12 protein-coding genes are annotated in these 13,926 nt (G+C 71.0%); 1 reads left to right on the forward strand and 11 read right to left on the reverse strand.

Annotated features, from left to right (window positions below; translation table 11 throughout):
• Nucleotides 1–28: 28 nt before the first annotated feature.
• From ACQP12_RS23100 to ACQP12_RS23130, 7 genes are all read right to left on the reverse strand, one after another.
• Nucleotides 29–631: a nucleotidyltransferase family protein gene (locus ACQP12_RS23100; protein WP_357950302.1), complete on the reverse strand. Its 603-nt coding sequence runs from the start codon at nt 629–631 to the stop codon at nt 29–31.
• Between the two features lie 143 nt (nt 632–774).
• Entirely contained in the window at nt 775–2,478 is a 1,704-nt protein-coding gene (locus tag ACQP12_RS23105) for a bifunctional 3'-5' exonuclease/DNA polymerase (protein ID WP_433289400.1), read from the reverse strand.
• Nucleotides 2,479–2,511: 33 nt separating this feature from the next.
• On the reverse strand, nt 2,512–3,312 hold the full coding sequence (locus ACQP12_RS23110; RefSeq protein WP_433289402.1) for a carbohydrate ABC transporter permease: 801 nt from the start codon (nt 3,310–3,312) through the stop codon (nt 2,512–2,514).
• A 163-nt stretch (nt 3,313–3,475) separates the two neighbouring features.
• Nucleotides 3,476–4,417, reverse strand: a complete 942-nt coding sequence (locus tag ACQP12_RS23115; protein ID WP_357950305.1) for a carbohydrate ABC transporter permease — start codon at nt 4,415–4,417, stop codon at nt 3,476–3,478.
• A gap of 22 nt (nt 4,418–4,439) precedes the next feature.
• Nucleotides 4,440–5,852 carry an N-acetylglucosamine/diacetylchitobiose ABC transporter substrate-binding protein gene (gene ngcE, locus ACQP12_RS23120; RefSeq protein ID WP_433281963.1) on the reverse strand — a complete coding sequence of 471 codons (1,413 nt, stop codon included), beginning with the start codon at nt 5,850–5,852 and terminating at the stop codon, nt 4,440–4,442.
• A gap of 25 nt (nt 5,853–5,877) precedes the next feature.
• Nucleotides 5,878–6,627, reverse strand: coding sequence for an SIS domain-containing protein (locus ACQP12_RS23125; protein WP_357950310.1), 750 nt, complete (start codon nt 6,625–6,627; stop codon nt 5,878–5,880).
• A complete protein-coding gene (locus ACQP12_RS23130) occupies nt 6,624–7,586 on the reverse strand; it encodes a MurR/RpiR family transcriptional regulator (RefSeq protein WP_313719470.1) in 963 nt (320 codons plus the stop codon). The genes ACQP12_RS23125 and ACQP12_RS23130 overlap by 4 nt, the downstream gene beginning before the upstream one ends.
• A 153-nt stretch (nt 7,587–7,739) precedes the next feature.
• On the opposite strand from ACQP12_RS23130, the gene ACQP12_RS23135 reads away from it, so the two are divergent.
• The gene (locus ACQP12_RS23135) at nt 7,740–8,726 is read left to right on the forward strand and encodes an N-acetylglucosamine kinase (RefSeq protein ID WP_433281966.1); all 987 of its coding nucleotides are present in this window, start codon (nt 7,740–7,742) and stop codon (nt 8,724–8,726) included.
• Between the two features lie 1,067 nt (nt 8,727–9,793).
• Here ACQP12_RS23135 and ACQP12_RS23140 read toward each other — a convergent pair.
• The 4 genes from ACQP12_RS23140 to ngcE (ACQP12_RS23155) all read right to left on the reverse strand — a co-directional run bounded on the left by ACQP12_RS23140 (nt 9,794) and on the right by ngcE (ACQP12_RS23155) (nt 13,772).
• Entirely contained in the window at nt 9,794–10,387 is a 594-nt protein-coding gene (locus ACQP12_RS23140) for a hypothetical protein (protein WP_433281968.1), read from the reverse strand.
• Between the two features lie 86 nt (nt 10,388–10,473).
• The gene (locus ACQP12_RS23145) at nt 10,474–11,382 is read right to left on the reverse strand and encodes a carbohydrate ABC transporter permease (protein ID WP_433281970.1); all 909 of its coding nucleotides are present in this window, start codon (nt 11,380–11,382) and stop codon (nt 10,474–10,476) included.
• Nucleotides 11,379–12,287, reverse strand: a complete 909-nt coding sequence (locus ACQP12_RS23150; protein WP_357950320.1) for a carbohydrate ABC transporter permease — start codon at nt 12,285–12,287, stop codon at nt 11,379–11,381. Before ACQP12_RS23150 ends, ACQP12_RS23145 begins: the two co-directional genes overlap by 4 nt.
• A 66-nt stretch (nt 12,288–12,353) precedes the next feature.
• Nucleotides 12,354–13,772 carry an N-acetylglucosamine/diacetylchitobiose ABC transporter substrate-binding protein gene (ngcE, locus tag ACQP12_RS23155; RefSeq protein WP_433281972.1) on the reverse strand — a complete coding sequence of 473 codons (1,419 nt, stop codon included), beginning with the start codon at nt 13,770–13,772 and terminating at the stop codon, nt 12,354–12,356.
• Between the last annotated feature and the right edge of the window lie 154 nt (nt 13,773–13,926).

The raw sequence follows: 13,926 nt of genomic DNA on the forward strand, positions 1-13,926 counted from the left end.
GGCCCACCCGGCACATCCGTACGGATACTCAGCCCACTTCGGAGGCGACCCGCTGTTCGGGGATGCTCAGGCCGTAGAGGGCCATCAGTTCCGGGCTGTCGATCCGGCTGCCGTCGGCCACCGAGTCGCAGGCGATGTCGACGATCTGGTCCTTGTGCGCCAGCAGGTAGGGCCGGGCGCCCACGTCGGCGCTGGCCAGGGTGGCGATGCCGGACCAGTGCCGGCGGCCGAAGAGCATCGGGTAGCCGCGCAGCCCGTCGTAGGTGGCGCAGACCAGCACGTCCGGGTACGGCAGGGCGGCGACCCGGCGGACCGCCGCGGCGGTGAGGCCCGGCATGTCCACCGGCACCACGACCACGGCCTCGATGGTCTCGTCGGTCAGCGCGGCCAGCCCGGCGCGGATCGAGGAGCCGACCCCGGTCCCCCAGGCCCGGTTGACCACCACGGTGGCGGCGGTCAGGTCGGTGGCCTGCCGCACCTGGTCCGCCGCCGCGCCCAGCACGACGACGACCTCCGCACAGCCCGCGTCGGCCATCGTGTCGATCATCCGGCTGACCAGGGGCTTCTCCCCCTGGTGCAGCAGCGCCTCGGGTCCGCCGATCCGGCGGCCCCCGCCAGCGGCGATGATCATTCCTGCGATCCGGTTCAGCGGTGCCCCCTCGACCTGGGGGACGGACCGGACGCAGCAGCGCCCGGTCCGTCCCGTCGTACGCACACCGGGCCCAACGAGCGCGCCGGGGGGCGGGTAGCGGGGCAAAACGGAAAATTGCGTGACTATGCCGCGTCGGCGTAGCAGTCCACGACCGAGAGATCGAGCGGGAAGCGGACCGGGGTCTCGCCGAAGAGCAGCCGGGTGGCCCGCGCCCCGGCCTCGCTCACCGCCGCGACCACCGCCTCGGACGTCTCGGCCGGGCAGTGCACCATCACCTCGTCGTGCTGGAAGAAGACCAGCTCGGCCCGGGTGCCGGCCAGCTCGGTGCGGAGCGTGGCAAGCAGCGTGGACGCCCACTCGGCGGCCGTGGCCTGGATGACGAAGTTGCGGGTGAACCGCCCCCGCGAGCGGGCCGCCCGGGCCCGCGGGCTCTGCGGATCCGCCCCGGCGTCGACCACCGCCTCGTCGCCGTCACCGAAGCCGACCGACCCCGGCGGGCAGGTGCGCCCCAGCCACGACCGGACCAGCCCGCCCGCCTCGCCGGTGCGGGCCGCCGCCTCGACGTGGCCGAACGCCGTCGGATAGTTCTTCTTCAACACCGCGAGGGCGGGCACCGCGGCCCCGCCGGTCTGCCCGTACATGGCGCCGAGCAGGGCCACCTTGGCGCGGGCCCGGTCACCGGCGAAGGCGTCCCGGGCCAGCGCCGCGTAGAGGTCACCGGCGCCACCGGCGGCCGCCAGCCGCTCGTCGCCGGAGACCGCGGCGAGCACCCGCGGTTCGAGCTGGCCCGCGTCGGCCACCACGAACATCCAGCCCGGGTCGGCCACGACGGCGCGCCGGATCACCTTCGGGATCTGCAAGGCCCCGCCGCCCCGGGTGGCCCAGCGGCCGGAGACCACGCCGCCGGGCACGTACTCCGCGTGGAAGCGGCCGCCGGAGACCCAGGCGTCGCGCCAGGCCCAGCCGTGCGCCGTCCAGATCCGGTAGAGCTCCTTGTATTCCAGAACCAGCGGCACCGCCGGGTGCTCCACCCCGCGCAGCGACCAGGCCCGCGTGTTGGGCAGCTCCACGCCGGCGCGCGCGAACGCCTTGAGCAGCTCGGCCGGGGAGTCGGCGTGCAGCTGGCGGACGCCGAACGCCTCGGCGATCCGCGCGGCCAGCTCGGCCAGCCGGCGGGGTGGCCCGCCGACCGGGGACGCCTCACCGAGCAGGTCGGCCAGGATCGCGTCGTGCACGTCGGCGCGCCAGGGCAGGCCGGCCACGCCCATCTCGGCGGCGATCAGCGCGCCCGCCGACTCGGCGGCCACCAGCAACCGGAACCGGCCGGGGTGACCGGTCCGCGCGATCCGGGCGAGCTGGTCCGCGTACACCCTGGTCAGCGCCTCGATGCCCGGACCGGGCGGGCCGGACGGCGCGTCGAAGAGCGCGCCCTGGCCGTGGCCGGGCGGCTCCGGCGGGCGGGGTGCCGGGTCGGGCGGGACCGGCGCCCCGGTGAGCCGGGCCCAGGCGGCGGCGAGCGAGCGTGGCTCGCCCCAGCGGCCGGCGTGGCCGAGCAGCAGCGCCTCGGTCAGCTCGACGTCGTGGCACCGGTCGAGCCGGACGCCGGCGCGCAGCAGCGCCGGGTAGAGGGTCGCGCCGGAGGCCCAGACCCAGCGTGGCCGGTCGGCGGCCTCCCGGGCGGCCACCGCGGCGGCCAGGTCAGCCACCGGCTCGGCCGGACCGGTCGGGCGCCCGGCGTCGTCGAGCGGTTGCAGCACACCGCCGCCCCGCTCGTCCGCCACCACCGCCACCAGCACGGACGCGATTCTGCCCGGCCCCTCCGACAGACGGCGGAGGGACCGGGCAGCGGGTCGCGAAGGTTACTTGCCGACGCCGGCCGTCAGGCCGGACTGCACCTGGCGCTGGAACACGATATACACGATCAGCACCGGCAGCATCGCCATGGTGACCCCGGCGAAGAGGCCGGACCAGTCGGACTTGTAGCCCTGGTTGACCGACAGCTCGATCAGCCCCTGGGCGATCACCTGGTGCTTCGGCTCACCCGACACCGACTGCATGAGCAGGGTCGGCAGGTACCACTGGTTCCACTGGCCGAGCACGTTGAAGATGCCGATGCTGATCAGGCCGGGCCGGGCCATCGGCAGCATGACGCTGAAGAAGGTCCGGGTGTGCGAGGCGCCGTCGACCTGGGCCGCCTCGGCGATCGTGTCGGGCAACGTCCGGAAGAACGAGTGCATGAAGAAGACGGTGAACGACAGCGACCAGGCCACGTAGACCAGAATCAGCGTGAGGTGCTTGTTCGGGCCGAGCAGCGGGAACACCACGTTCATGTTGTAGACGCCCTTGAACAGCGGCACCGCGGCGAGGTAGATCGGCAGGGTCAGCCCCGACAGGAACATCCAGTAGATCAGCCGGTTGCCGCGGAACTCGTAGCGGGCCAGCGCGTACGCCGCCATCGAGCCCAGCAGCATCGTCAGGGTCACGCTGAACACGAGCACGAGCAGCGTGTTCAGGAAGAAGCTGTCGATGCCGGCCGTCCAGGCCCGGGCGAAGTTGTCCCACTGCAGCGACTCGGGGAGCAGCGACAGCGGCTCGCGGATCACCTCCGAGTCGGTCTTGAGTGAGGACATCACCACCCACAGCAGCGGGTAGATCACCATCAGGGCCCACACCACCAGGAAAAGGTGTGAGAAGCCGTTGAAAATCCGGCCGCCGATGCTGGTGGTGGCTTTCGCCCGTCGGCCCGCTGCCGGGCCGGCCGGCGCCGCGTCGGGTCGCCTCTGGTCGGAGGTGTGGGTCACCGTGCTCATCGTCCAGGCCTCCTCAGAACTCGATCCGCTCACGACGGGTGATCCTCAGCTGGACGGCGGCCAGCAGGATGGTGAAGATGGCCAGCGCCACGGCGATCGCGCAGGCGTAGCCGAACTGGCCCTTCTGGAACGCGTTGAACTGGATCACCGAGGCGAAGATCTCGCTGGCGTGGTTCGGGCCGCCCTGGCTCGGCGTCATGACGAAGACCAGGGCGTACATGTCCAGGGCGATGAAGCCCAGGTAGACCCAGGCGACCGAGATGGTGTCCCGCAGCAGCGGCAGGGTGACCCGGAAGAACGTGTGGAACCGGCCCGCCCCGTCCAGGATCGCGGCCTCGTAGATGTCCTTCGGGATCGACTGCATGGCCGCCGAGAACAGCACCATGTAGAAGCCGGCGCCGCTCCACACCGCGATGAGCAGCAGCCACCACAGCACCGCGGGAATGCCGAGGAACGGCTCCGGGTCGGCGGTGAAGGCGATCGGGTTGTCGGCGTCGACCAGCCCGATCTTGATGAGCAGGCCGTTGATGAGGCCCTGCTGGTCGGTCCGGTAGATCTGCTGCCACATGACAGCGATGACCACCAGCGACAGCACCTGCGGGAAGAAGAAGATGACCTTGTAGAGGGCGGAGCCGAACACCCCGCGGATGCCGGCCCTGTCCTCGCGTCCGCCCACGTTGAGCAGGAACGCGAGGAACAGGGCCAGCGCGATGGTGAACAGCGGCACGGTGACCAGGAAGAAAACGTTGTGCCAGAACGCCTTCCGGATCAGCTCGTCGGAGAGCAGCCGGACGTAGTTGTCCAGCCCGACGAAGCGCTGGGAGTCCGAGTACCCACCCCAGTCGGTCAGCGAATATCCCGCCGCCTGCACGAACGGCCACACCACGTAGAACAGGTACAGCGCGACGGGCAGGGCCAGGAAGCCCGTGACGAAACGCGCGACTCCGTGCCGCATAGGACTCACTCTCTCCGTCGGATCAGGCGGTGCGGGTCTGCTTCTTGATCGACGAGTCCTTGGCGACCTTGTCGGCGGCCGCCTGCATCTTGTCGACGAACTGCTGCGCGGTGAGCCGGCCGGCCATCAGCTCCTCGGAGAGGTTCTGGCTCTCCTTGTCCAGGTCGGCGTAGAAGTCCTGGAACTTGACCGAGATGAGCTCGCTGCCGCCGTTCTTCATCAGGGTGTTGGCGCTGGCCAGCGCCGTGTCCTGCACGTTGTCGCCGGAGCCCTTGGTCGAGGCCAGCGACTTGGTCAGCTCGGCGAACTTGGCCGAGCCCGCCTTGGACAGCATCGCCCGCAGGAACTCCTTGGCGGCCTCCTTGTTCGGGGCCTTGCTCGGCACGACGAAGCCCTCACCGGACGCGGCGAACACGTCCTTGGGCGCCTTGTCGTCCGCGTTGTGCCAGTAGTCGGACAGGGTCAGCTCGAAGCCCGGCGGGATGGTGGCGGTCATCTCGTTCTTGAGCCACGTGCCGACCTGGATGAACGCCGCCTTGCCGTCGAGCCAGGCCTGCTGCGACTGGGTGTGGTCGAGTTTGCCCGGGAGGAGCAGCTTGTCCTTGACCAGCTTCTCCCACGGCGCCAGCGCCTTGAGCACGCCGTCGGCCTTCCAGGCGTTCTCCTTCAGGTTGTCGATGTCGACGACGACCTGCTTGCCGGCGGTCTTCCAGATGCTCGCCATGAGCGCCCAGCGCGGGTAGTAGCCGTGCACGGCGTCGTGCACGTACGGCGCCATGCCCTTGGCCTTGATCTTCGGGGCCAGGGCGAAGAACTCGTCCCAGGTGGTCGGCGCCTGCCAACCCTCCTTCTTGAACAGCGCCGCGTTGTACCAGTTGCCCCACACCGTGTACGCCACGTTCACGACGTAGAACTTGCCGTTCTGGGTGCCGTCGCCGACCGTGCCCGGCAGCAGCGAGTCCGCCACGGTGCCCTCGCTGTCCCAGGCGGGCGCGGTAAGCAGGTCGTCGAGCGGCTCGATGGCGCCCTCGTTGATCAGCGTGCTGCGGTCCATCATGTCGGCGCCCGAGTTCATGACCAGGTCACTCGGCTGCGTCGCCATCTTCGGCTGCTCTTCGGTCTTGATCTTCTGGGTGGAAGACATGTTGACCGTGATGTTCGCGTGCTTGGCGTTGAAGATGACCTTGTCTTCCTTGGCCCACTGGTCGCCCAGCCCGCCGTTGAAGATGACCACCTTGACGGCGCTGCCGTCCTTCACACCGAACGGGTTGTCCTTGCTCTTGGCCGCGCCGCCGGCGTCCTTCTTCTCCGGCTCGCTGCCCGCACAGGCGCTGAGCAGGCCCATCGCCGGCGTGGCGAGGAGGCCGGCCGCGGCGGCCCGCTGGAGCAGGGTCCGGCGACTGAGGTCACCGAGGTTCTCGGGGGTAACCGACATCTTTGTCTCTCCTTGTGGTGTCGGGTCAGGCGGTCCGCCGGAGGCGCCCGGCGTACCGCGACTCGAGGGCGAGGTTGTGCTCGTCCCCACCGGGGACGTTGGCGGAGAGGTAGATAGGGGGTACCTCCCCGGCCTGGTGGAACCGTCGTACGACCTCGGCGGTCAGCAGCTGCGCCAGCAGCGCCGCGGTGACCGACGAGACCGCACAGACCGCGCCGCCGCCCTCGAGCGGCAGCAGTGCGTCACCGTACGGCGCGCCGTTGTCCAGCACGACGTCGGCGAGGTCGGCGAGCCGGTGGCCGCTCGGGTGCCGCGGGGCGACCCGTGCGGTGTGCTCGACCGAGGTGACCGCGATCAAGGGGTGGCCGTGCTCCCGGACCAGCGTCGCCAGCTCGACCACCGAGCCGTTGATGCCGGACTGGGAGGCGACCACGAACACGTCCTCCGGCTGCGGCGCCGCCAGGGCGTAGAGCTGGTGCGCCACGGCCGGGTCGCGTTCCAGCTTGGGGTCGGCGAGCACGTCGCGGGGCGCGTCGCCGTGCAGCACGAGGTCGTGCAGGGAGAGTCGGTTGGTCGGGACCAGGCCGCCGGCCCGGGCCACCAGCTCGGCGGCGAACGCCTCCGAGTGGCCGGCGCCGAAGGCCTGGAGCACCCCGCCGGCACGCAGGCCGCCGGCGATCACGTCGGCCGCCCGGTCGACCGCATCCGCCTGGCTGTCGACCAGCCGGTCGAGCACCGGGCGGACGGCGTCCGCGTACCGCTGGGCACTGATCATGAAGTGGCCCCCTTCTCGGCCTTGTGCCCGTCGACGGCCTGGGCGGTACGCCGGAAGGCCGCGTGGGCGCGGTCGTGGGTGCGCTGCGCCACCGCGATGTAGAGCAGGTCGAGCACGACGAGCTGGGGGTGCCGCGCGGAGAGCGCGTCGGGCCGGAAGGTGGTGGCCTGGCTGGCGGTGACCAGCACGATGTCGGCCAGCTCGGCCAGCGGCGAGCGGGGGAAGCCGGTCAGCGCGACCGTGGTCGCCCCCCGGCTGCCCGCCTCCGCGAGCATCTCGATGGTCTCCCGGGTCTGCCCGGTGTGCGAGATGCCGAGCGCGACGTCGCCCACGCCGAGCAGCGCGGCACTGGCCAGCCCCTCGTGCACGTCGCTCCAGGCCCAGGCGGCCACCCCGATGCGGTGCAGGCTGAACTGCATCTCCTCGCCGACCAGGGCGCTGCCGCTGGCGCCGAAGATGTTCACCCGGCTGGCCCCGGCGATCGCCACGGCCGCCCGCTCCACCTCGGCGAGGTCGAGCAGCGCGGCGGTGTCGTGCATGGCCCGGGTGTCGGCGGCCATGATCTGGTCGAGCACCCGGGACAGCGGGTCGCTCGGCTGGATCTCCCGGCCGATGTCGACCGTCCAGCCCGCCGAACGGGCCCGGCCGGTCTCCGCGGCGATGCCGAGCCGCAGGTCGGCGTAGCCCTCGAAGCCCATGGCCCGGCAGAACCGGGTGATGGTGGCCGGTGAGGTGCCGCTACGCTCGGCCAACTCGACGATGGTGGCCCGGGCGGCCGCCTCCGGGTCACTGAGCACGTGCTCGGCGACCCGGCGCAACGCCCCCGTCAGCTCCCCCGCCCCGGCCCGGACCCTGGCCAGCACACCGTCCGAGGAGACGGCCACGGCACCCCGCCGGTCGACCGCGTCGGCGTCGACCACCGCGGTCCCCGCGGGGGTGTCCACCTCGTGATCAACCATGGGAGGCCTTTCCGAAAAGAGTGTTAACTGTTAGTGGTAAAAGTTCTTACTGAAGGCCCCTCCGTGTCAAGGCCGTGGGCGAAGTTTTCAAACTGTTACCTGGCGCACAGCCCGGATCTTGCGCCCCGGAGCCCGGCCGACCAGCATGGAGGGATGTCGGACACCGTCGTGGTCGGCCTCGACGTCGGGGGTACGTCCACCCGCGCCGCCGCCCTCACCCTCGACGGGGTACGCCTCGGCGTCGGCCGCGCCGGCGGGGGCAACCCGACCAGCCACGGCGCCGACCGGGCCGCCGCGGAACTCCTCGCCGCCCTGCGCGCCGCGCTCACCGACGTCGACCCGACCCGGGTCCGCGGCGGCGTCATCGGGCTGGCCGGGGCCGGCCGGCTCCTCGCCGACCCGCAGGGCCGGGCCGCCTTCGACCGCGCCTGGGCCGACGCGGGCCTGCGCTGCCCCTACACGGTCCACGGCGACGCCCTCGTCGCGTACGCCTCCGGCACGGCGGCCCCGGACGGCACCGTGCTCATCGCCGGCACCGGAGCCATCGCCGCCCAGGTGCACGACCTGCGCCAAGACCGCACCGCCGACGGCCACGGCTGGCTGCTGGGTGACGCCGGCTCCGGATTCTGGCTGGGCCGCGAGGCGGTCCGCAGGCTCCTCACCGACCTGGACCGCGCCCAGCCGCCCGGCGACCTGGCCCGCCAGGTCCTCGCCGACCTGACCGGCAGCACCGAGGTCGCCGCCCGCCCCCGCGCGACCGCCGACACGGTGGTGCAGGCGGTGACCCGGCGACCACCGGTCGAGCTGGCGCGACTCGCGCCGCTGGTCGTCGCCGCGGCCCGGGACGGCGAGCCGACCGGCCTGGCCCTGGTCGCGGAGGCGGCCGCGCTGCTGGCCGAGAGCGTCTCCCGCATCCGGCCACCCGACGTGACCGACCCGGTGGTGCTCGGCGGCGGCCTGCTCACCGGGGACACCCCGCTGGCCGCCGCGGTCCGCCTGGAACTCGCCCGCCGGTGGCCGGCCGCCCCTTTGCACAGCGCCGGCGACGGAGCGGCGGCAGCCGCCTGGCTCGCCGCCCGCGACCTGCCCGAGGTCGCCGACCCGGCCACACTGCACGCCCTGCTCGTCCCGCCGCCCTGACCCCCTGCGCCCGCTGCCCTGACCCCTGGTCCCGCCGCCCTGACCGCCTGGTCCCCCGCCCTGCCCCCCTCGGCCCGCCGCCCTGCCCCGCTGGCCGGCGACCTGCCCCCTGGGCCCACACCGCACCCCGCGCGTCCTGCACCTGCACTCGGCGGCCTGCGCCACTACTTCGCGGCAGCGACGCGCCTGCGGGGGAACCGCCCGACCGTCCCGCCGTGGACGCGGGAGTGCGACCTGGATGTCGACCAGTGCGGCGGCCGGAGCTCGTGTCGTCGATGAACCGGCACGAGGAGGGTCCTGCCGGGCGCGCCCGGCCAGCGCACCCGCGTCGTTGCCGATGTCGGCTCAACGGCGCTCGGGAGGCACCTGCGGGTCGGCCGCCTTCTGCTCAGCGCCTAGCAACTTGATGTCGTAAGTGAGTCATCCCAGCGCCGCTTGGGCGAGCCCGGTGAATCGCCCGCGTCGTCAGTTCAGGTGAGTCACCCACGTCATCAAGTTCCTAGCGGCTCGTGAGCTATCCCCGACCCGCCTCGGGCCCCGCGAATCGCGTCTCGGGCGTCGAGGTCCGCCGGATCTTGGCGAGTTGCTGTTCGCCGCCGACGATAAGTCGCCAAGATCTGGTGGGCGGCCGGGCGGGCGCTCCGCCGGCCCGTGTCGCGCCGGCCCGTGTTGCCCCGGCCCGTGTCGCGCCGGCCCGTGTCGCGGCGGCCCGTGTCGCGGCGGCCTGTGTCGCGGCGGCGGGGGCGCTGTCGGCGGTGACATCACGAACGACTCAGCTCGTCAGCGCGCGGCGCTGCAATCAGCGGCCGGTAGGAAGGCGCGGGGCGCCTGGCCGCGATGAAGGAACGTAATGCCCGCGACCGCGACGTGAACCTCTGCGAATCGATGGTCAAAATCGGTCAGCCACGCGAGCCGGACCGCCGGCTCGCGCCGACCCGGCGCCCCAGGACTGCGCGACGGCGACGGCCTCGACGGCGAACGCTGCCTGGCCGCGGTGGGCGGGAGCCGGAACGAAACAGCGGGCCGGTCGACAGCACGTCGACCAGCCCGCTGCCGCGGTGCGAGGTTCAGGCGTTCGGGTAGCCAGGCTGCGCCTGCGGCTGGCCGTACTGGCCCTGGGGCTGGCCGTGCTGGCCCTGGGGCTGGCCGTGCTGGCCCTGGGGCTGGCCGTACTGACCCTGCGGGGCCGGCTGGCCGTAGGGCGCCTGCGGCGCCGGGTGGCCGGGCTGGTGCGGGGCCTGGCCGGGGTGTCCCTGCGGCGCCTGGCCGTAGGGAGCGGGCTGACCCTGCGGGGCCGGCCAACCCTGGCCCGGCTGGGCCGGGGCCGACGAGGCGAACTGACCCGGGGCCGACGAGGCGAACTGGCCGGGCTGGGGCGCGCCGGCGAACTGGTGCGCGGCGGCCTGCTCGCGGGCCTCCTTGCGGGCCTTCACGGCCCGCACGATCAGCAGGATCGGCAGGATGAAGGCGTAGAAGAAGATCGTGTACCTACTGCCCACGGGCGCGAGGAACATCAGGTAGAAGCCGTAGCCGAAGAAGCCGAGGCCCACGACGACATTCAGAATCCGAGAGCCCGTGCTCTGCTCTTTGATGGCGATGCCGATCGTGACCATCGCGATGCCGCCGAGAATAAGCAGGAGCTCGTAGACAAGTTCAAACATGTGATTCCTGTCGATCGGTGAAGGTGCCGGCCCACGATAGAGGAGCCCTCAGCGGTCGCGCTGCCCCGTTGCCTGTGGCAACGACCTCACTTGAGCTGCCCGGCGGTGAGGCCGGTCTGGATCTGCCGCTGGAACGCGACGTACACCGCCAGCACCGGCAGGGTGGCGATGGTCAGACCCGCGAACAGGCCGCTGAAGTCACCCTGGTAGCCCTGGCTCACGGCGAGCGCGGTGAGGCCCTGCGCCAGCACCCACTTGGAGTCGTCGCCCTGCATGAGCACCTGCGGCAGGATGAACTGGTTCCAGTGGCTGAGGAAATTGAAGATGGCCACGCTGATCAATCCTGGACGCGCCATCGGCAGCATCACCCGGAAGAAGAGTCCGAAGTGCCCGCAGCCGTCGATGAGCGCCGCCTCGGCGATCGATGTCGGAAGCGTCCGGAAGAAAGCGGTCAGGAAGAAGACCGTGAAGGGCAGCGAGTAGGCGGCGTAGACCAGGATCAGGCCGGTCCAGCTGCCGAACAGGCCGGCGTTGCGCACCACGAAGAAGAGCGGCACGAGGGCGAGGAACACCGGGAACATCATCCCGCCGACGAACAGGTAGTAGACGACCTGCCGGCCGCGGAAATCGTAGCGGGCGAAGACGTACGCCGCCGCGGCGCCGAGCAGCATGGTGAGGGTGAGCGAGCCGGCCACCACGATGCCGCTGTTCAGGAAGTAGCGGCCGATGTGCGCCTCGGTCCAGGCCCGGGACCAGTTCTCGAAGCGCAGCGCCCCCGGCAGCCCCCACGGGTCGGAGAGGATCTCGCCGTCGCTCTTGAACGAGCTGACGAACATCCACAGCAGCGGCAGCGCGGTCAGCGCCGCCCAGAGCAGCAGGAAACCGTGCGAGAAGAGGTTGGCGACGCCCAGTTCCCGGCGCAGCCGCCGGTCCTCGCCGCGGGCGGCTCCGGGCTTCTCGGCCTCCGTCGTGGTGGGCCGATCCAGCGTGGTCACGAGTATTCGATCCGATCGCGACGGGCGGTACGCAGCGCCAGCACCGCGACCGACAGGGTCAGGAACAGCATCACCACGCCGATCGCGGAGGCGTACCCGAACTTGCTCTCGCTGCCGAACGCGGTCTCGTACATCCGCAGGCCGATTACGTCGGACGAGAAGTTGGGGCCGCCGTTGGTCATCTGCTGGACCAGGATGAAGCCGTCCAGCGCCGCGATGGCCAGATAGATCCAGGCGACCTGCACGGTGTCCCAGAGCAGCGGCACGGTGATCCGTCGCAGGGTCGTCCACCGTGACGCCCCGTCGAGCATCACCGCCTCGTAGATGTCGCGCGGGACGGCGGACATGGCGGCGCCGAAGAGCACCACGTAGAACCCCACGTTGCTCCAGACCATCACCGCCAGCACGGCCCAGAACGCCGTACGCGGGTCACCCAGCCAGGTCGGCGCCGGCAGGCCCAGTGCCCGCAACGCGCCGTTGAGCAGGCCGTTGTTGGGGTGGTAGACCTCCTTCCAGAGGAGGGCGATGATCACCACCGAGAGCACCTGCGGGAAGAAGTAGACCATCCGGTAGACGGAGGTGCCCCGCACGCCGGTGACCCCGGCCCGTCCCTTGCGGCCACCCATGTTGAGCATGGTGGCGAAGAACAGTCCGAGCCCGATGGTGAGCACCGGCACCACGGCGAGCATGATCGCGTTGTTCTTGATCGCGTTCCACACCTGGCCGTCGTGCAGCAGAGTCCGGAAGTTGGCCATCCCCACCGAGTCGGCGTGCGCGGAGTAGCCGAGCCAGTTGGTCGTGGAGATCTGGAACGCCTGCAGGTACGGCGACAGCACGAAGATGCCGTAGAGCAGCAGCGGTGGCACCAGGAAGGTGATGATCAGCGGGTACTTGCCGTGTCTCACGAAATGGACCTACTCCCCCAGCGGCGGAACGGTGGGGGCGGACGGGCCGCCCCCACCGGCCGGATGTTACGCAGCCCGCTTGTACTTCTTGATCGAGCTGTCCTGGGCGATCGAGTCGGCGCCCTTCTGGCACTGGTCGAGGAACTCGGCCGGGGTGCTGCGGCCGCTGAAGAACTCGCCGCACGCGGCGTCGACCAGTTCGCGCTCGAGCTTGCGGTAGTAGTTGTTGTAGACCCAGTTGAAGCCGTTGCTGCCGGACGCCTCCAGCCCCTTGACCACGGTGCTCAGGCCGAACGGCAGCTCGATCCCTTCGGTCGCGCCGGCCACCACGGTGAGGCTGGAGACCTTCTTCGTGAAGTCCTGCGCGCCCTTCTTGGAGAGCATCATCCGGAAGTACTCCAGGCCGCCGGCGACGTTCTTCGCCTTCGACGGCACCATGAACGGCTCACCCGCGGTGCCCCGGATCGCCTCGAACGGCAGCTTGTCCCCGCTGCCCAGGCTCGGCGTCGGCGCGATCGTCATGTTGAAGCCGGCCGGGGTGACCTTCGCCTGCTCGCTCTCCAGCCAGGAACCGCAGGAGATGAAGGCGGCCTTGCCCTGGCACCAGGCGGTCTGCGACTGGATGTGGTCCAGGCCCGGCGAACCGTCCAGGATGTACTTGTCCTTGACGATCTGGTACCAGGCGTCGGCCGCCGCCTTCATGGCGTCGGACTTCCAGGCGTTCGGCTCGAGGTTGTCGATCGCGACCGCCACCGACGGCCCGCCGAACTTGATCGCGGTGGCGATCAGCGGCCAGCTCATGTAGCGGGGGTGCTTGCCCGCGTACGTCCAGGGGGCGATCCCGGCGGCCTTGATCTGCTTGCAGAGCGCGATGTGCTCGTCCCAGGTCTTCGCGTACTGCCAGTTGCGCTCGGTGAAGGTCTTGGTGGAGTACCAGATGCCGTAGGCGGTGTACGTGTAGTTGAGGACCAGGAACTTCCCGTCGTACGAGCCGACCTCGACGGCGCCGGGGAGCAGGGTGTCCTTCACCGACTTGCCGGGGACGTCCAGGCTGGGCGCGGCGAGCAGGTCGCCCAGGTCGGCGATGGCGTTCTGGCTGACCAGACCGTTGAAGTCGATCTGACCGGCGCCGGAGTTGTTCACCACGTCCGGCGGGGTGCCGTCGACGAAGCGCGGCTGGAGGGTCTTGTTGATCTCCTGGGTGGCCGAGTGGTTGATCTTTGCCTTCGGGTACTTCTCCTTGTACATGGCCTCGTGGGCCTTGGCGTACTCCTCGCCGAAGCCGCCGTTGAAGATCACCACCTCGAGCGGGGCGTCCTCCTTGACGCCGAGCGGGTTCTGCTCGCTCTTGGTGCCCTTGTAGGCGCCGGAGTTGCCCTTGTCGTCGTCGCCACCGGAGGTGGCGCAGCCGGCGAGCAGGCCGGCGGCGGGGGTGGCCAGCAGGCCGGCGGCAGCGCTCCGCCGGAGGATCTCACGCCTGTTCATCGCATCTCCTCGGTTCGGGTGCGCGCGGCCCGCCGAAGTCTGGGGGAACGGCGGCCGCGACGTCGAGGCTCTGGGTGTCAGCTGTCGCTTGTCTTCACTTAACTTGATGTTGCTGAAGAATTTCTACGGCAGCGGGGCGCGGACCACAAGACCT

Source organism: Micromonospora sp. CA-244673, assembly GCF_050948395.1.
Lineage (GTDB): Bacteria > Actinomycetota > Actinomycetes > Mycobacteriales > Micromonosporaceae > Micromonospora.